The organism is Vagococcus sp. JNUCC 83, assembly GCF_053667615.1.
The window spans coordinates 967,990-986,128 of record NZ_CM132204.1 but is presented as its reverse complement, the minus strand read 5'-3'; the positions used below and the strand labels follow the sequence as shown (position 1 = coordinate 986,128).

The 18,139-nt window shown below is 32.2% G+C and carries 16 protein-coding genes; 9 read left to right on the top strand and 7 right to left on the bottom strand.

What is annotated here, in order from left to right:
• Nucleotides 1-233: 233 nt before the first annotated feature.
• A complete protein-coding gene (locus JNUCC83_RS04635; protein WP_454461052.1) occupies nt 234-662 on the bottom strand; it encodes a GNAT family N-acetyltransferase in 429 nt (142 codons plus the stop codon).
• A 453-nt stretch (nt 663-1,115) separates the two neighbouring features.
• On the opposite strand from JNUCC83_RS04635, the gene JNUCC83_RS04630 reads away from it, so the two are divergent.
• The 6 genes from JNUCC83_RS04630 (at nt 1,116) to JNUCC83_RS04605 (ending at nt 6,275) form a co-directional block, all read left to right on the top strand.
• Complete coding sequence (locus JNUCC83_RS04630; protein ID WP_454461051.1) at nt 1,116-1,889, top strand: hypothetical protein; 774 nt, start codon at nt 1,116-1,118, stop codon at nt 1,887-1,889.
• Between the two features lie 14 nt (nt 1,890-1,903).
• Nucleotides 1,904-2,659, top strand: coding sequence for a nucleotidyltransferase domain-containing protein (locus tag JNUCC83_RS04625; protein ID WP_454461050.1), 756 nt, complete (start codon nt 1,904-1,906; stop codon nt 2,657-2,659).
• A gap of 411 nt (nt 2,660-3,070) precedes the next feature.
• Nucleotides 3,071-4,192 carry a hypothetical protein gene (locus tag JNUCC83_RS04620; protein ID WP_454461049.1) on the top strand — a complete coding sequence of 374 codons (1,122 nt, stop codon included), beginning with the start codon at nt 3,071-3,073 and terminating at the stop codon, nt 4,190-4,192.
• A gap of 163 nt (nt 4,193-4,355) precedes the next feature.
• A complete protein-coding gene (locus tag JNUCC83_RS04615; protein ID WP_454461048.1) occupies nt 4,356-4,790 on the top strand; it encodes a Panacea domain-containing protein in 435 nt (144 codons plus the stop codon).
• Nucleotides 4,791-4,792: 2 nt separating this feature from the next.
• Nucleotides 4,793-5,254: a hypothetical protein gene (locus JNUCC83_RS04610; protein ID WP_454461047.1), complete on the top strand. Its 462-nt coding sequence runs from the start codon at nt 4,793-4,795 to the stop codon at nt 5,252-5,254.
• A 76-nt stretch (nt 5,255-5,330) separates the two neighbouring features.
• The gene (locus JNUCC83_RS04605; RefSeq protein WP_454461046.1) at nt 5,331-6,275 is read left to right on the top strand and encodes a hypothetical protein; all 945 of its coding nucleotides are present in this window, start codon (nt 5,331-5,333) and stop codon (nt 6,273-6,275) included.
• Between the two features lie 203 nt (nt 6,276-6,478).
• Here the strand turns inward: JNUCC83_RS04605 and JNUCC83_RS04600 are convergent, their stop codons facing one another.
• The 5 genes from JNUCC83_RS04600 to JNUCC83_RS04580 all read right to left on the bottom strand — a co-directional run bounded on the left by JNUCC83_RS04600 (nt 6,479) and on the right by JNUCC83_RS04580 (nt 11,497).
• Nucleotides 6,479-7,720, bottom strand: coding sequence for an IS256 family transposase (locus JNUCC83_RS04600; RefSeq protein WP_454459153.1), 1,242 nt, complete (start codon nt 7,718-7,720; stop codon nt 6,479-6,481).
• 420 nt (nt 7,721-8,140) lie between these two features.
• Nucleotides 8,141-8,665 (bottom strand): DUF2165 family protein, encoded by a 525-nt coding sequence (locus JNUCC83_RS04595; RefSeq protein WP_454461045.1) that lies wholly within the window; start codon nt 8,663-8,665, stop codon nt 8,141-8,143.
• Nucleotides 8,666-8,773: 108 nt separating this feature from the next.
• Nucleotides 8,774-10,300: a class I adenylate-forming enzyme family protein gene (locus JNUCC83_RS04590; protein WP_454461044.1), complete on the bottom strand. Its 1,527-nt coding sequence runs from the start codon at nt 10,298-10,300 to the stop codon at nt 8,774-8,776.
• Nucleotides 10,301-10,418: 118 nt separating this feature from the next.
• Nucleotides 10,419-10,895, bottom strand: coding sequence for a DNA-deoxyinosine glycosylase (locus tag JNUCC83_RS04585; protein ID WP_454461043.1), 477 nt, complete (start codon nt 10,893-10,895; stop codon nt 10,419-10,421).
• A gap of 83 nt (nt 10,896-10,978) precedes the next feature.
• Complete coding sequence (locus JNUCC83_RS04580; RefSeq protein ID WP_454461042.1) at nt 10,979-11,497, bottom strand: hypothetical protein; 519 nt, start codon at nt 11,495-11,497, stop codon at nt 10,979-10,981.
• Between the two features lie 210 nt (nt 11,498-11,707).
• On the opposite strand from JNUCC83_RS04580, the gene JNUCC83_RS04575 reads away from it, so the two are divergent.
• Both JNUCC83_RS04575 and JNUCC83_RS04570 read left to right on the top strand, forming a co-directional pair.
• On the top strand, nt 11,708-12,520 hold the full coding sequence (locus tag JNUCC83_RS04575) for a helix-turn-helix domain-containing protein (RefSeq protein ID WP_454461041.1): 813 nt from the start codon (nt 11,708-11,710) through the stop codon (nt 12,518-12,520).
• 530 nt (nt 12,521-13,050) lie between these two features.
• On the top strand, nt 13,051-13,890 hold the full coding sequence (locus tag JNUCC83_RS04570; protein WP_454461040.1) for an SGNH/GDSL hydrolase family protein: 840 nt from the start codon (nt 13,051-13,053) through the stop codon (nt 13,888-13,890).
• 261 nt (nt 13,891-14,151) lie between these two features.
• Here JNUCC83_RS04570 and sstT read toward each other — a convergent pair whose 3' ends face one another.
• Entirely contained in the window at nt 14,152-15,396 is a 1,245-nt protein-coding gene (gene sstT, locus JNUCC83_RS04565) for a serine/threonine transporter SstT (protein WP_454461039.1), read from the bottom strand.
• 327 nt (nt 15,397-15,723) lie between these two features.
• Between sstT and JNUCC83_RS04560 the strand changes: the two genes are divergently transcribed.
• The gene (locus JNUCC83_RS04560; RefSeq protein ID WP_454461038.1) at nt 15,724-18,054 is read left to right on the top strand and encodes a DNA translocase FtsK; all 2,331 of its coding nucleotides are present in this window, start codon (nt 15,724-15,726) and stop codon (nt 18,052-18,054) included.
• Nucleotides 18,055-18,139 lie beyond the last annotated feature (85 nt).

Sequence of the window (18,139 nt, the reverse complement as noted above, 5' to 3'; positions counted from 1 at the left end):
AAAATTATGCTACCCTACAAACAGGGTATAATTAGTCACAAGTACTAGCTTATACTCAACTGCCTATCTGTTACTCATTTTTGAGTAACACTTTAATAAGTCAGCACAGAGTTGTGCTTGCTAACTGTTAGTCTTTATTGGCTAAGAGATGAATAGCAAAATAACCAAGTCGATTTTGAGTTCGTTAAATTATTGGTTGTTTAAAAATGACTGACCAATCAACTGAATTCATCTTACTGTTTCCAAGTCATAATTAATTCATTTTCATTGGTATGCTCATCAATATTTTCTGATTGAATTATAAATTCTTCTCTTTGGTAAAAAGAAACTGCTTGTTTATTTTTTTGAAATACACTTAAAGATAATTCAGATTTAAATTGTTTTATATAATCTATTAACTGTTTTCCTATACCTTTGGATTGCATATCAGCTCTTACAAATATACCTGCAATATAATTATTTGTTAAACCAATAAATCCTTCTATCCTATTAGATTCAACATCTTGAAACACATATAAATCTGATTGTGGTAATAATTCTTTTACATTTTCATAGTTCTCAATCCAATATTTTTTAGATATAAAATTATGACTTTGTATATTAGTGTCCATCCATAGTTGCATAACTTCATTTAAATCAGTTTGTTTAAATTCTCTTATCATAAATCTACCTCTTTAATTTTTGATTTTCCTAATTATAACAAAAATAAAATGGAACACCAAAGTTCTGTATAATAAGACTGGTGACATACATTTCTAATAATATTAATGTCTGAAAGCATTAATATAAAGCTTGGTAGTCCTATATTAAGATAAGCTGAATTTTCCGCTGATTGAATAAGTAGTTGTAAATAGTGTCATCTCTTGTTACCAGTAATATTAACTACACTGAAAATATCGGTTTATCTAGAACGTGGTTAGTATTTCTTACCTGGTTAAATAAGGTTACTATTTGATATTCTGTTAGTTAGCCGAAATTTCGGCCATCTTAACTAGGTCGAAATAATTGACTTAGTTAAAATAGTATCTAGAATACTTAATATTTGAAAGCTCACTTTAATTAGGGGGCTTTTTTGGTATAATCTTAATTATATGAGTTGCAAGGAGTGGGTATAAATGTCTGAGGGAATATTTACAATGATAGGAGCTTTGATTGGTTTTTTTGGAGCAGTGATTACTGCGAGAATAGGGAGAAATAAAGATTTAACTGAATCTGATATAAAATCAGCAATTGAGGGAGCAGATAGACAAATTTACAAAGAAGTAGAAACGCTAAATAGGCAATTAAAAAAAGAGATATCCGATGAAAATCTAAAGTTTCAAAAAGAATGGGAACAGAAAAAAATAAATGCAGATCTCATTTCTAAATCTAGGATAAAATGGATAGATGATACAAAAAAGCTGACATCGGAGTATATTACGGATTCAACCAATTTATTTACAGAAATACATGCAGCGATTTTTTTAGAAAAGAATTATTATCAAAAATCATTAGAAAACAAGGATAATAAGGAGATGTTTGAGCTAGATCCATTGACGATGTCAATTAAGAATGACATAGGCAGAAGGAAAATTATTCAAAATGAATTGATGGAGAAGTTAATCTTAAAAAGCACATTGATAAGATTACAGTTTAGTGATAATGATGAGAATAATAAGGTTGTAGACGAAGTGATGAGTAGTATAAGTGTTGGTAAGAAGTTTATTAACGAAATATCTTCTTTAGATACTTTTAAGAGAAGTGATTTAGAAAACATTACTATATTTTCTGAATATGAGAAATTGATAGTTCAATTAAACCAAGAAAATTATCAAAGGCTTGAAAAATTAACTAATTTGTTAAGAGAATATTTTAAAAATGAATGGGAAAAAGCAAAGTTAGGAGAATAAGCGAGGTAGATTATATGAATAAAATAATCAAACAGAAAATTAAAGAAGTTGAAGAAAGAGAAAACGTCAAAGTTATTCTAGCAGTTGAGTCAGGTAGTAGAGCATGGGGATTTGAGTCACAAGATAGTGATTATGACGTTAGATTTATTTATATCAGAAATAAGGATGATTATTTGAAGCTAGAAGGGCTAAGAGATGTCATAGAATGGCAACTAGATGATACTTTAGATATTAATGGTTGGGATATTCAAAAGGCTTTAAGATTGCTATATAAATCAAATCCAACTCTATTTGAGTGGTGTTCGTCTCCAATCGTTTATCATGAAACGTCTGAAGCTGACGAATTAAGAGAGCTATTACAGATATATTTTTCAGACAAGAAATTACTTTATCATTATTTGAATATGACAAAAACGAATTATCGAGAATACTTAAAGAACGACAAAGTAAAAGCTAAGAAATACTTTTACGTGTTACGTCCAATTTTGGTAGCTAATTGGGTACTAGAATACAATAGCAACCCACCAATGGAGTTTGAGAAACTTGTTGATGACCAATTAAGAGATGACTTAAAGCCAATTGTTTATGATTTGTTAGAGAAGAAAAAATCAGTTAACGAGTTGGATTTGGTTGATAAAATTGATGTGTTAAATCAGTACATCGAGGAAAGTATCGATAACTTAGAAAAACAGGCACAAAGTTCACTAGATAAGAATGATAACGCTTGGGAACCGTTGAATGAGTTTTTCTTAAAAATGATAGGTCAATAGTCATTTTTATGTTGATAAATGACTATATCGAATTAAAATGAGATAAATACGAAAAGAGAGCGTATAAGCCTATTAATTTTATGGGTTTGTGCGCTTTTTCGTATCAATGCAATTGAATTACAAGAAACAGGTTGTTTTTGCAACTGACATCTTTATCGGTCACAAGGGCGATATGATTTAAGCATATCTAATCCAAGTTATAGGTAAGGTTTTGGCAAGCTGAATTAGATTATAGGATGACGGAACGGATTGTTACGACAGGTTAAAATGATTTGGTGGCGTAATTTTGCGCTCTCTTAATTATCGTAATATACGACTCCACAGTTTTATTTTGCACAAAAATATTTTAAATCAAATGTCATTTATTGTGTATAATGTACATTAAATGAATTGGGTTAGGAGAAATATTAAATGAGTGACAAGGATGGGCTAAAGAAAATATGTAATAAAAAATATATTTATTTAATCGAAGGGAAAAACGAAGGAAACAACGTGGAGATAAAAACAAAATTTGATTCTAGAGATGAAGCAAATCTTTTTCACGAAAAGATGATTAAAGATGAAAAATTTAAAAATCTAGAGTTTTCCATCAGAAGAGAAAAAAAGAAAATAAGCAAAATAATAATGAAATATTTAAAAAATGTAACAATAATTTTATTATTTCTATTCGGAATAATCAATATCCAAGAAATATTTCCATTTATCGGAAAAGTTAGATTACCACAAGATTATGAAGTTCTTGTCACACCACCAGAATTACTTAAAATTAATAAAAAAAATTTAGAAGTGTCATTTCCACCTAGTGAAGTAAAAAAAATTATAGACAACGATGAAATAAAAAAAGATGGAGATATAGTTCATACAGGTTTTTCAATGAAGCCTTTCATCGAAATGAGAGTCGAGAACAAGAATCATTATTTAAATTCAATAACTAATATCGAAATATATGAATATGAAAAAGACTATGCAGTACCTTTAAAGGTAACTAAAATTAAGACTGATAATGCAGCAGATTTATCTGTTTTGAATATTTCTACATTAGGAAAAAATCCTTATGACATGAAATCATTTTTTTATTTGTTTAAAAATATAGATGATTCGTTTATTATAAAATATTTTAATCCTAGAAGTGCTTTTGTTAATCTTGAAATATTTAATGATGAAAAGTTAATGGATGAATTGAATAAATTAGACGGTGAATTAATCGAAGAACTAAGCGGTTTAAATAAAGACTTCATTGAGGAAGTAAAAAAAACGTTGCTAGGTGAAAAAGAAAAAAAAATTCCAAATATTTATTTTGTTGTCATCAGTCAAAAAATCAACGGATTGTATAGTGATGATTACATAATTAGTTATTATCATGATGTGAAAAATGAGATTTTTGAAAAATTTGAGAAAAAAGATTTAAACGATTCTGAAATATTATCAAAATTTAATGAGAAGTATGGTAGTTCTAAAGAGACTAATATGAACATTCTAGTAGATGTTAAAACTGGTTATGATAGATTGCATGAAGAATTAACTAAAAAATAAAAAAGATAATATAAAAGCAAAATTGATATTTCAAGTCAATTTTCTTTAGTAAATGCTTGTTTAAGTAATTGTATTGATAATTCAGTAACCAACATGTTACAACTGTACTGTATAGAGTACATATTGTATTCGAATAGGAATGAAATTTTAGGAGGGATTTGTGATGACTGTCTTAAATGTTGCAAGATATATTATTGAACAAAAGGGCGAACTCACCACAATGAAATTACAAAAACTTACATACTATTGTCAAGCATGGTCTCTAGCATGGGATGGGGTACCTTTATTTGATGAGGAGTTTCAAGCGTGGGCAAATGGCCCAGTATGTACAGAGTTATTTAAAGAACACAGAGGTATTTATAAAGTAGAAGCTGATTTTCTCGAAGGTTATGACACTAGCAGTTTTACTGATGAACAAATTGAAACCATTAATGTTGTCTTGGATGATTATGGAGAAGAGACTCCACATTATTTAAGCGAACTTACTCATAAAGAAAGACCTTGGAGAGAAACAAGGGGACAGCTAGCTGATGGAGAAAGCAGTTCAGATATTATAGAAAAAGACTTGATGCAAGAATATTATGGTGGGTTAATTTAGTAATGAGTAGAACCAAGAGAACAAACCAAGGTAAAAAACGTAGTAGTAATCAAAAAGCAACTAGGCAACAAGAAAATGCGAATACTTATTTATCGAAGAATCCGGTATGGCGATTTAAAAGAATTGACCATGCCCATGATAAATGGAGCTTAAAAAATTGTTGTAATTTTAATCAAGATATACTTGATAAACTTATAAGCTTTGAAGGTATGACGTGGTCCCAAATAAATCAGCAAACTTACGGGAAGGACAATAAGTCTAGTAATCATTTTATTGAGGTAGAACAATTAGATAAAGTCGCTAAAGAGCGTTTAAGTGAATTAAAAATTTTTGATGACGAGATATATTCTCTAAGGTTACAAGGTGAGGTAAGACTTTTTGGTCTTTTAACTAATGGTGTTTACCATATTTTATGGTACGACAGTAAACATGAGGTTTGTAAATCAAATAAAAAACACACTTAAATATGGTTATGCTGCACACTCTTAACAGAGTGTTTTTTTTGTGTATAATTAAACTTGTTAAAAAAGGAGGAGTCTTATGAAGATAGACGGTACGATAGAATTAGTAAAAGAAGGAAGTAAAGGGATGAGTACTGGTGATTGGGTATCTATTATTGTTAGTATTCTTGCGTTAGTAGGTATTATTATTTCTACAATAATTACTGTGATATCTAATAATAAAAATCAAAGAAAAAGAATGGATTTTGAAAAGAAACTTGGAGATAAAGAGATTAATGCAAATATAAGGTCTAGTGCAATAATAGATTGGATGGGTAATGTAAAAGATATTACCACTAATTTGGTTACAAGTTTAACCGAATTTTCGGAGAATGATGAAGAAGTTCAATGGATAACGGTTTATCGATACATTAGTTTATTGATTTTACAGTTTGGGCCAAATGATAAAAAACATAATACGGATAAATTAGAGGGTAAATTAATTGATTTACCTAGTAATTACAAAACTATTTTGTATAATCAAAAAGATAATCACAACAAAAATGATTACATAGTTGATTGGTTGAATGAGTTAAAGAGCCATGTTAAGAGAAATAAACTAACTTTTTCAAAAACTTATCAAGAAATCGAAGTTATTAGAGATGCAGCAGCATTTAGATTGTTTCAGCTTGATTTGTTAGAAATTGAAGTAACTGATAAAAATATAAACGCTGAGAACATAAAAGAAACCATGGACAAAGAAGATTATACATTGATTGATATCAATGAAGAAAAAGATGACGATGATGATATTGATTTCGAAGAAATCGTTGGAGGTAATAATGTTATTGAAGCGATTGAAAAGTATAAAGAATATGAAGATTGTATTGTCGCACTAGAGAATTATGAGGAAATCCGTGAGTATTATCAACTTGCTAGTGATAAAATTATCGAGATAATAAGAATTTACCTAAAAATAGAGTGGGATAAAGCTAAAAAATATAATTTTGAAAATGAAGAAAATAACAGTAGCAATAAAAAATAATTAAAAAAAGAGATGATATATCTGGGTTTGCCAAGTTAAGTGTGTAAGTAATTTTAAATAATAATAGAACGACAATTTGACAATGAGTCGTCCTGTGATAATCTTCGAGGATAAGAGGGCATTTTTAATAAAGCTCTTGTCCCGATAAAAATTCACAGGACGAGAGACTCGTTGTCAAATTATATATATCCAACCTATTTTGATTAGTACCGATTATATTTTTCAACTCGTTTTGAAAAAGAATCATTAACAGTTAATTGATTAAGCACCATAGCCCAATTGTGAACGTGTCCACCTTCCCATTTACTTTGAAGTTCTTTTACTCGAAGATATAGCAGCTTAAGAAGGGCATTCTCATTAGGGAAAGCGCCTTTTTTAGTTACCTTACGGAAACTTGAATGAACACTCTCTACAGCATTTGTTGTGTACATTATTTTTCGAATAGCTGATCCATAATCAAATAGTTGTTCAACATGTTGAAAATTTCTTTTCCAAACATCAACAGCTCCTGGATAAATAGCCCACTTTGTTTGAAAGGTATCAAAAGCTGTTTGAGCAGCTTTTAAAGAAGAAGCGCTGTAAAAAGACTTCATATCCTTACAAACTTCTTTATAACTCTTACTTGGTACATAGCGAAGGGCATTTCTAACTAAATGAACTAAACAACGTTGAACCACAACGCCTGGGAAAATAGCTTTAGCACCATTTTCAAGTCCTGATACGCCGTCCATTGAAATAAATAGAATATCTTCAACTCCACGCTCTTTAATCTCATCAAAAATCTGCATCCATCTGTTTTTTGATTCTGTTTGATTTAACCAAAGGCCTAAAATTTCTTTATTTCCTTTTAAATCATAGCCAAGAATTGTATACACTGCACATTCTTTCACTTCATAATTTTCTCTTAGAGTGACATACATACAATCAACAAACAAGAAGGCATAGCATTTGGCCAGAGGTCTGATTTGCCATTCCTCAAGTTCTGATAATATTTGATCTGTGATATCCGACACCATGTCATGAGAAATAGTAAAGCCATAAATATCTTCAATTGTCGAGGCAATATCTCGTTGACTCATGCCTTTGGCATACATAGAAAGAACTTTACTTTCAATACTTGAAACGTCTTTGCTTCTTTTAGGAATAATTTCTGGTTCAAAAGAAGCATCTCTATCTCTTGGAACCTGAATGTCTAATTCACCGAAACTTGTTTTTAACTTTTTATTTCCATATCCATTCCGTCTGTTTTGAGTTTCTTTTTCTTGTCTTGACTGATTCTCATAACCTAAATGATTATCTAATTCTCCACGTAGCATAGCTTCAAACATCGGTCCAAAAACATCTTTTAAAGCTTCTTGCATATCTTCAACCGATTCTGGTTGATAGATGTCAATAATTGATTGAGCTAACTTCGCTGATTTTTGGTCTCTTTTCTTTTTAGCCACAGCTTCTCACTCCTTTAATCTATTGTAAAAAAAGAAAAACCGCGAAGCAACCCACTACCTAGGATGGTAGGTTACTTACACAGTTTATATTACACTCTCTGATATCTCATCTCTCAATCTATGTAAACTTACATCTCACACGCCCAATTTTTTTGACCTTGATTTTGACCTTGATAAAAATATACTGATTTGATTATCAATGATATTTATTAATTTAAGAACATTGATATATCAATGTTTAAAACGTGTAAAAAGATTGAGTGATGTCATTTACTTTAAATGGAAGGGTCAGTGGGGTAATAAATTGTTAAAAAAATAGATTAGAAGGTAAAATCATAGACGTCTGATTTTACCTTCTAATCTTAGTATTTTTTTGTTAGCATATAAAACTAATATTAATTGATATTATAGTGTCATTTTTTATTCATGATTTGTATTACTTTTGTTGTTAAAAATAGGTAAAGCGTAGAATATTAAAAAGGCTAAAGCTACTTCTGTGATATCCATAGCTGTTTGTTTCCCATTCCAATCTTTTGATTGCCACATAGCAAACCATTCAGACCCTAATATTGCGAAACCACCATACCAAAGAGCTAAAGCTAACCCAAACATATAGTAACCAAAAACTTTGGCATTAGAAAACTCTTCTAATGAATTATTGATATTTTTTAACATTTTATAGACAGAAACATACCCTAGGAAAGCGACTATTCCTTCTATAAGAATTAAAATCCAGTAGGCAATCAACCACAATGATTTATTGTTTATGGCTCGCCACATCAGTTTATTACCTGGAAATGTTGTATCCATAGAGAGTACATGTTTAACGAATTCGTAGTTGGAGTCGAAATCCATTAGATTACCAATAAACACAAATAAGGCAAATGTTGCGAATAAAAAAACTACGAAAATTTTTAAATATTTTTGAACTTTTTGCTCTGTCATAAATAAACCTTCTTTCTAAAAAACTAGGTTTATTATAATATATTTTTTTAAATAATTGAAAAATTTTGACTCTATATGATATGTTTAACTCATATACTCACCTTCTTCCTATCCTTCCTTCAACCATCTCTCCAGTAATAATCTTTGAACTTTCATTGTGGCAGTATGAGGTATCTCATCAAACGATTTGATGATAGGTTCATTTAAGTGAGGTAGGTCTGCTACTTGCATCCACCACGCGTCCCAATCCATTTCTTTTCCAGGCACAACAGCTAAAACAGGTTGAGGAGAGTTATCTTTTCCACGCACAATCACGACTTCTTCCAAGAAATCCAAGGCATCTAATAAATAGTCTTCCAGTGCAAGAGTGCTATCAATGTTTTCAATCAAATCGACTTGGCGATCTTTTAAAAATAAATGCCCACGCTCATCCATCATGCCGTAGTCACCACTGTCCCACCATTTGCCATAAACATTTTCTTCAAAACGAGCATCTTCTTTATAGTAAGTTAATGCACGGCCTTTTGATAAAAATTGGATGTGTCCATCTGTCATAACAGGTAAGAGTGTCCCATTAGCATCGGTGATTCTTGCTTTTGTTAAGCCTTCCAGTCCAACACCCATATCACGAGCGTCAGAATGTTTTAAAGACTCTATCGTATGGGCACGTAGTATCATTGGCCCACATTCACTTTGCCCATAAACTTGTAAAAAGATGGGATCATTGTCACGTGATGCGTTTAAAAAGGCTAACATCGTCGCATTATTTATCGCATCAAATGTGGAGTGATAAAATTTAACACTATCAAATGTTTTCGGTTTTTCTTTTGCCAGCCTTGCCCATTGGACAAAATTATTCGGGTGCGTCTCTAATGCCATAGGTTGGTGTTTTTTAATCATGTGTTCGACAGATTCAGGTGTCGCGTTTGCCAGTGGCATCATTGGAAATCCCATGCTCATTAACGAAGATACCCCAATATTAAACCGAGAATGAACAGGTGAGATGTGGAATGCAACTAGTTGTCGTTCCGTCATTTTAGTAAAAATTTCGCGTTGCCATTTAGTTCGCCATCCCATGGAATAATAAGAGTGGCAAATTAATTTTGGAATACCAGTCGTGCCAGATGTATGTGTCATGTATGCTATGTCGTTTTTGTCTAATTCAACTTGTGCGACAGGTGTGGCAGGAGCAGCTAACAGTGTGTCTAGAGATATCTTTTTATCATCTGAAGAATTTCGCACAATCTCGACATTTTTAGCAGTCATGTCATCAAATAATATGAATGGATTTTCTAATCTTTCGCAAAAAACTTCAATTGTTTCATGAGGAAGATGGTAAGACACCATGACAGGAATGGCACCTAGGTATGAAGCAGCTACAGCTAGCAAATAGGTGTCAAATGTTGGACTTTTATATAGGATGATTTTATCGCTTTTTTTAACCCCTAAACTAGCTAATTGATACGCTTTTTTTAGGATGTCCTCATGACTTTTGCCATATGTTGTTTCCAAACCAAGGTTAGCAAAAGCAGGTAATACTTCATCAAAAATAATCGGAACATTAGGTGTATTTTCAGCTGATTCCTTGTAGTTTGTGTAAAGATTTAATGGTTGATAATCAAGTATATTTCTCATATAAAAAACCCCTTTAATGATATTGTGTAAACATGAACAATTAACTGAGTTATTTTATCATAAAATAATGGGTTATTCTATATCAAAAGAATAGGTTATGTAAAAAATTTAAGTTTTTTTATTCCATCATCCTTAATGCTTCATACCACTGCTTTTGACGTTTTTTCATCTGTCCATTTGCAGCGCCACTAGTAGATATGCATGGTATGATAGGAATATTAGAAAATAATTGATGGCTTATGATTTCATCGTACGCTTTTTTACCATTTGTGATGATTAATTGGATGTCAGCTTCTGTCAAAATTTGGCTAAAGTCATTTAGCTCGACTGTTTTTATGGCAGTATCCAAGCTTCCTTGTCGGTCAAACGTATGGTAGACATCCCATAATCCCAGATGATTGTTTAGTAGTAGAGCAATTCTTTTGTCGTAATCTGTTTCAAATGGCTCATCAAAGTAGCTAAAAAGAATTTTCCAAAATTGATTGCCATTATTTCCATAATATTGCTGTTTTTGTAATGACTGCTCACTAGGGGCACTTCCTAAAATGAGTACTTTAGTGTCTTGATTAAAAATTGGTGCCAGTCCTTTTTTCATTCTTATTCTCCTTAATTAGTATCATTTATAAAAAAATACACTGATAGTTAAATTCATATCAGTGCATTTTTTAAATTGTTTGCTTATTTATCTGATGTAGCTTTCTTTTTAGACTCTTTTATTTTTTCTTTCTTGATGTAGCGAATAGTAAGTGGACTATAGCTACCATAAATCATTTGATGATTAGCCTGTAATTCTTGTTCTGTTACCCCATACTCCAAGGCGAACAGTCTAGTAGTATTATCTAACACAACATCTGTTTGGCGGATGATATCATCAGAAATTTTATCATGATACTCATCAAAATCGATGGCAAGAGTTAGTAAATTAATTAAGTCTACTTGGTCTGGGTTATTGTTTGAGCTATGTAATTTGATATCAAACAACATGTTTTTTAACTCATTTTTATCATTTGTACCATTATATTCTAGTAGGAATAGAGTAATTAATTCTCTGTACTCTTCTACCCAAACAAAAATATTATTTGAGACTATTTTTTTATAGTCATTTTTTTTCGCATGTAGTAGTTGGATACCAGTAAATAGTACACTTGCTATCACACCAATACCAATTATACATGTCATTAGTAAGTTCACATCCATCATTATCTCTCCTTAATCAATCTGTGTCATATAGTATATCATAACACAGTTAAATAATAGTTGGTTAATAAAAATCAAGAAGATTGTCTGTTATTTGTTGTGAGTTAGGTTAACGATTATTTCATTATTTTAAAAAATAAGGTGACAGAATTGAATTGAGAATCGTTTATATAAGTGTAGAGATAAAAAAAGATAGGTGGAGAAAAAATAATGACTGATAAACCAAACTACTATTGTATTATTCCAGCTAAGGTGAGATTTGCTAAAACGATTAGTGCCAACGCCAAATTATTGTACGGAGAAATCACAGCACTTTGTCATCAACAAGGGTATTGTTGGGCGAGCAATGATTATTTTGCAACACTTTATGGCGTAAGTAAAACATCCATATCAAAGTGGGTCAATCAATTAAAAGCAGAAGGGTTTATCACTGTTGAGTTACACTATAAAAATGATAGTAAAGAAATTGACAAGAGGCATATAAGATTAGTTGAAGAGCCTACCCAACAAAAAGAGGCGCCCTCACAAACAAACGTTAATGACCCTATGATAGAAAAGTGTAGAGAGAATAAGACAACTAATACTAAAAAGAATAGGACAAAGAATAAACAGAGTGCTCTAAGTTATACGGATCGTCAATTAGATGTAGCCAAGCAATTTAAAGAAAATGTGTCAAAAGATTTTCCTAAAGAGATGAGTGAGGTGAATTTATCTCAATGGGCAAATGACGTTCGTTTGATGGAAGACATGGGGATTAAGTTAATAGAAATTGAAGAGATGATTGACTGGTTGAAAACCAATGAGTTTTGGGCACGACATATTAGAAACCCAAAAACCTTAAAAAATAAATTTGAGCGACTACAAGTTGAAAAAAGACAGACTAAGCCTAAAAGAGTATCCCAGTCTAACATAAAAACAGAATCTATCCCAGATTGGTTTAATAATAAAGTCATCGAAACAAAATTAAGTGCACAAGAAGAAGAGGAGCTAATCAAAAAAGTTTTAGCATTTCAGAGTTCCTAAAAAAATAGACTAGCTATAAAAGCCAGTCTGTTTATTAAGAGAATGTCGTTGGTGTTTCTTAAAAGCCCAAATAGGAGCAGTGAGGAGAGTAGCGACCGCTGCAAAAATGAGTGTTTTTTTCTTCATAAAAATCATCCTTTCGATTGTTAATTAATTGGTACTAAGTGGACGGTAGGATTCGAACCTACACCTCGGTAAATAGAGAACAAACATACGTCTAGACTCTTAGAGTGAAAACACCACGTTCGCCCACATGGTATAAAAGAGTGAGAGGCAGATGAGTCTCTCACACTCAAAAGATTCTGGCTCTGTTTTTTTGTGATACCATCTTCTTTCTTTGAACTGTCTTAATCATAGTCTTAAAACCTTAAATGAACGCTAAAAATATAAGAATGTTTTATGAACTTGTGTAAGAAAATGCTAAGACTAAAATAAAAAAATATGAATTTATTGAATATAAAATACATTGTTTTTATGAATGTTTTATGACATAATTTAAACTGATTGAAATTGATAAAGGATGAATAATATTGAATAATTTTCAGAAGAACGTCTTAATTTTATGCGTGTTGTTAATAACAAGCGTATTTAGTTTAGTTTTATTAATAAATAATAACAATTCAGATAGTTTGGCAGCTAGCAAAGAAGTTAGTATTTCTGAGATATATGAAGAGAATGGGATATTGCCCAAATCAAATCATGCCATTCCATCGCCAGAATTAATGACATTAAAAGAAATTAACGAACAACAAATTTTATTTATTGGCGATTCGATTACTTGGCTGGACGGCAATGTAATAAAAAATGGATCAAAAGATACTGGGAAAATCATTGGATATCAGGAAGAGTTTCGGAAAAAAGGTTACAATGTATCCAGCTATGGTGTATCTGGTTCAACACTAAGCTATAAAAACAACAAAGATTCTAAGTCACTATACTATGATATTGTTGAAAACAAAAAAGTAAATGTTTTAAATAAAGATATAATTGTTGTTTTTGCGGGAACTAATGATATTATGATGGAATGTGAGTATGGGGATATTAATAATCCTGATTCTCGCACAACTCTTGGGGCATTAAATAGGATACTAAATTACATTAATGAAATGAATGATCAAGCGAAAATTTATGTTGTGTCACCGATTTATTCTTCCCTTAATAATAGACCACCGGAAAAGATTCAAGAATTAACAAATAAATTTAGATTAGTGTCGAATAACGGTAACGTGAGATTTATTGATTTATATGATGATTCGCGAATTAATAAGGAAACGACTGAAAAATACCTTTATGATGGTTTACATCCCAATAGTGAAGGTATGCAAGTAATTGGTGAAGACATGTTAAAAGTAATAGGTAAAGAATGGTAGCTATCGTGTTTATTTTTTTCATGGCTAACTTTTTATAGATGAACATTACATAAAATTTGTTAGGTGAGACTCTATACAACCATAGGCTACTGTCCCAAATTGTTGAAAGACGTCATGGGTAAAATAGTAGTTACTTTAGTCAGATAGCAAGTGAGATACAAAGGCAACAGGTGTTAAAAACAGATTATTATTATTTATTTGTTTTTAGCGCCTTAAATAAAGAAAACCTCTCTCAGTGTTTGAGGGAGGTTTCTTAATATCCTAAACTAATTTTTTGGCTTCTCTGACACGTTCGTTTAAATCAATGGCTTCACCAGATTTTTTCTTGTCATAAAATTCGGCGGTTGCTGCAAATAGTAAGTCAGCTGCTGAGTTTAGTGCTGTTTCAACTGAATCTTGCACCACACCAATGATGAATCCTATACCAACCACTTGCATGGCAATGTCGTTAGAAATATTAAATAAGCTACAAGCAAGAGGGATGAGTAACAAACTTCCTCCTGCGATACCTGATACACCAGTTGAAGAGATGGCAGCTAATAAACATAATAAGAAGGCAAGAGGAAATGGTACAGTCATTCCCATTGTGTAGGCAGTCGCTAAAGTCATGATAGAAATAGTAATTGCCGCACCACCACTATTAGCTGTTGCACCAAGTGGAATAGAAATAGAATAAGATTCTTTATCTAATCCTAACTTTTCACATAATTCCATATTAATCGGAATATTAACGACAGAGCTACGAGTGAAAAAGGCAGGGATACCACTTTCTTTCATACAAAACATGGTTAGTGGGTATGGGTTTTGTTTGAGTAGTAAAAATACCATCAGAGGATATATGATAAATGATACAAAAAACATTGTCCCAACTAATAGTAAAATTAATTTACCGTATTCAGCTAAGCCTTTAATCCCAATTTCTGAAATAGAGTTAAACACTAATCCGACAATTCCAATTGGAGCAAGTTGAATAATAAGCTGAACAACTTTAGAAATTGTTTCAGAAATATCTGCAATCACATGTTTGGTTGCTTCAGACGCACTTCTCATACAAGTTCCAATTACAGCTCCCCAGAAAAGTAATGACAAATAATTTCCTTCGATAATAGCTTGAACTGGATTCATAACAGCGCCAATGATAATATCAGATAGAATTTTCCATAAGTCATCTGGTGCTTGTTGATTCACCGTGACATTAGGTAAGACTAGTTTGACTGGAAATAACTCAGAAGCAAATACAGCCACTAATGCCGCAATAAACGTTGCGCTTAAGTATAAAATAATGACGGTTTTCATATGTGTTTTAATGCCTTTTTGGTGCTTAGACAATGATTCAATAATTAGGAAAAATACCAATAGTGGCGCAATTGCCTTTAGTGATCCAATAAAGAGATCACCTAATATCTTCAACCAAGTCCAGGAAGGTACCAACATCCCTAAGATTGCCCCAACGACAATACCGATACAGATTTTTTGGATTAATGATAACTTTCTAATCTTTTTCATATTGTTCTCTCCTTTTTATAATATTTATCTAATATACTTCAAATTTTCAAAAAAAGAAATACTCATTTATAAAATAATTAAATTTTTTATGCGTTGAATTTAAAAAGGTCATCTTAAATATATTTGAAGTGCCATAGTTTTTGGATACACTGGAAGTCTAAAAGATTTAGTAAAAATAAAAAAGAATATGTTGGTGATTTAATAAGAATCACTTTTTTTAAATGAGATGAAACGTTCGTGAACGTATGTTTGTTTATTTTGTAAAAGGTGAAGAAAAACTTTAGCAAGTATAGTATAATATGAGTGATGAATTAAAGGAGAGAGATTATGGCGAAAAAGAAAACAAAAAAAGCTCCTACGAAAAAGCAAAAAGAACAACAAGAAAGAACCACCTATTTCTTAATCGGTGTATCATTTATTATATTTGGTATTTTAGGAGGTTTAAGATTAGGTTTTCTTGGAATGCTGATGACTAATGTGTTCCGTTTTTTTGTGGGGAACTTGCATCTAGTGATGGCTCTTTATTTAATTATTTATGGGGCCTTATTGATGTTAATGGGAAAAGACCCAAAATTTAAGCGAAAAAGTTTAGTTGTGGGACTGATGGTCTTTTTCTTAGGGTTATTATTATTTTTAGAAATTGGCTTGTTTAAGCAAATTAGCCGTGACACAAATATATTAGGAATGACATGGCAAAAAATTTCTTCCGACATAAAAGCAAGTGGTGTGACTCAGTCTGTTGGTGGTGGAATGATTGGCGCGCTATTATATACTGTTACTTACTTTTTAGTGTCAAAAGCTGGTTCTTATGTTGTCGCGGTATTAACCATGGTTGCAGGGGGCTTGTTAATCTCAAATATTGGTGTAGCACAAGTTGCTGATAAAGTAGTTGAATTTGGTACCAATTGGCTTCATTCGCTTAAAGAAAAAAAGATAGAGCGTGATGAAAAAAAAAAACTGAATGAGAAAAATCAACCAAAAGTTTCTGAAAATCGTGTCAGAGAATCATCTGAGCATGAGAAAAAAAAACAACAGAATTTGATAATTGAAGATGAAGAGGTAGAAAAAGAGCAGTTAACACTTGAAATTGATAGTTATCAAGATCATTACAAAAAACGTGACCAACAAACAGTTGAACGTCCTAAAAAAGAGAAAAAAAATTCCTCAGAGGAGACCGAAAAAGAACAACCACTCTTTTTTGATCTGCCTGAAGAAGAAGAAAACGAGGATTATGAACTACCTCCAGTTGAGTTATTAAATGATATCCCACTGACCGATCAAAGTGCGGAGTATAAGTTGGTTGAAAAAAATGTAAAGGTATTGGAGCAGACATTTGATAGTTTTGGTGTCGATGCTAAGGTGGTTCGCGCTAGCCTTGGGCCATCTGTTACTAAATTTGAGATTCAACCTGCTGTAGGAGTAAAGGTTAGTAAAATCGTTGGTTTAACAGATGATTTAGCATTAGCGTTAGCGGCAAAAGATATTCGGATGGAAGCCCCAATCCCTGGGAAATCATTAATTGGTATTGAGGTGCCTAATCAAACAACGAGTATGGTATCGTTTCGTGATGTCGTCGAATCAGAAAACAATCACGATGAGTTGCTGCTAGAAGTGCCACTTGGTCGCAGTATCTCTGGTGAGGTGATGACCGCCGATTTAACAAAAATGCCGCATTTACTTATTGCCGGTTCAACGGGAAGTGGAAAATCAGTCTGCATTAATACAATCATTTCAAGTATTTTGATGAAAGCTAAACCACATCAAGTGAAAATGATGATGATTGATCCGAAAATGGTTGAGTTAAATGTTTATAACGGGGTCCCACATCTATTAACACCAGTTGTAACGAATCCTCGAAAAGCCGCTCAAGCATTGCAAAAAGTGGTAGAAGAGATGGAGCGACGCTACGAATTATTTGCTGGATTTGGTGTGCGTAACATGAACGGATACAACGATATGGTTAAAAAACATAACCAATCGACCGGTGAAAATAAATCAAGTTTACCGTATGTTGTGGTCATCGTTGATGAGTTAGCCGATTTGATGATGGTAGCAAGTAACGAAGTCGAAGATGCGATTATTCGTTTGGCGCAAATGGCACGAGCTGCTGGTATTCATATGATTTTAGCCACACAACGACCAAGTGTCGATGTTATTACAGGGATTATAAAAGCCAATGTGCCATCTCGTATTGCATTTGCCGTGTCGAGTGGGATTGATTCACGTACCATTATTGACAGTAATGGTGCTGAAAAACTACTTGGACGAGGCGACATGTTGTTTGTGCCGATGGGTGAAAATAAACCAATTCGTGTGCAAGGAGCGTTTATATCAGATGAAGAGGTCGAGCACATTGTAGAGTTTGTGACAAATCAACAAGAAGCAGACTACCAAGAGCATATGATGCCATCAGACACACCAACTAGCAGTAGTTCAACAGAAGAGTTGGATGAGTATTTCGATGAAGCAAAAGCTCTTATTATTGAGATGCAAACAGCCAGTATATCACTCTTGCAACGTCGTTTTAGGATTGGTTATAACCGAGCCGCACGATTGATTGATGAATTAGAAGAACATGGTGTTGTCGGAGCCTCAGAAGGAAGTAAGCCAAGGAAAGTATTAATGACATATAGTGATGATGAACCAACTGAGGAATAGAAGAAAAGACTTAGACAGTAAATAATACCGGAACTGACCCCAAAAGATGAGACAAATATAAAAACACCCCTGTTGAATTCATGTA

Excerpts from the sequence above, each read along its gene's own strand:
- JNUCC83_RS04635 (WP_454461052.1), bottom strand. The coding sequence starts at position 662 with ATGATAAGAGAATTTAAACAAACTGATTTAAATGAAGTTATGCAACTA.
- JNUCC83_RS04630 (WP_454461051.1), top strand. The coding sequence starts at position 1,116 with ATGTCTGAGGGAATATTTACAATGATAGGAGCTTTGATTGGTTTTTTT.
- JNUCC83_RS04625 (WP_454461050.1), top strand. The coding sequence starts at position 1,904 with ATGAATAAAATAATCAAACAGAAAATTAAAGAAGTTGAAGAAAGAGAA.
- JNUCC83_RS04620 (WP_454461049.1), top strand. The coding sequence starts at position 3,071 with ATGAGTGACAAGGATGGGCTAAAGAAAATATGTAATAAAAAATATATT.
- JNUCC83_RS04615 (WP_454461048.1), top strand. The coding sequence starts at position 4,356 with ATGACTGTCTTAAATGTTGCAAGATATATTATTGAACAAAAGGGCGAA.
- JNUCC83_RS04610 (WP_454461047.1), top strand. The coding sequence starts at position 4,793 with ATGAGTAGAACCAAGAGAACAAACCAAGGTAAAAAACGTAGTAGTAAT.
- JNUCC83_RS04605 (WP_454461046.1), top strand. The coding sequence starts at position 5,331 with ATGAAGATAGACGGTACGATAGAATTAGTAAAAGAAGGAAGTAAAGGG.
- JNUCC83_RS04595 (WP_454461045.1), bottom strand. The coding sequence starts at position 8,665 with ATGACAGAGCAAAAAGTTCAAAAATATTTAAAAATTTTCGTAGTTTTT.
- JNUCC83_RS04590 (WP_454461044.1), bottom strand. The coding sequence starts at position 10,300 with ATGAGAAATATACTTGATTATCAACCATTAAATCTTTACACAAACTAC.
- JNUCC83_RS04585 (WP_454461043.1), bottom strand. The coding sequence starts at position 10,895 with ATGAAAAAAGGACTGGCACCAATTTTTAATCAAGACACTAAAGTACTC.
- JNUCC83_RS04580 (WP_454461042.1), bottom strand. The coding sequence starts at position 11,497 with ATGGATGTGAACTTACTAATGACATGTATAATTGGTATTGGTGTGATA.
- JNUCC83_RS04575 (WP_454461041.1), top strand. The coding sequence starts at position 11,708 with ATGACTGATAAACCAAACTACTATTGTATTATTCCAGCTAAGGTGAGA.
- sstT (WP_454461039.1), bottom strand. The coding sequence starts at position 15,396 with ATGAAAAAGATTAGAAAGTTATCATTAATCCAAAAAATCTGTATCGGT.
- JNUCC83_RS04560 (WP_454461038.1), top strand. The coding sequence starts at position 15,724 with ATGGCGAAAAAGAAAACAAAAAAAGCTCCTACGAAAAAGCAAAAAGAA.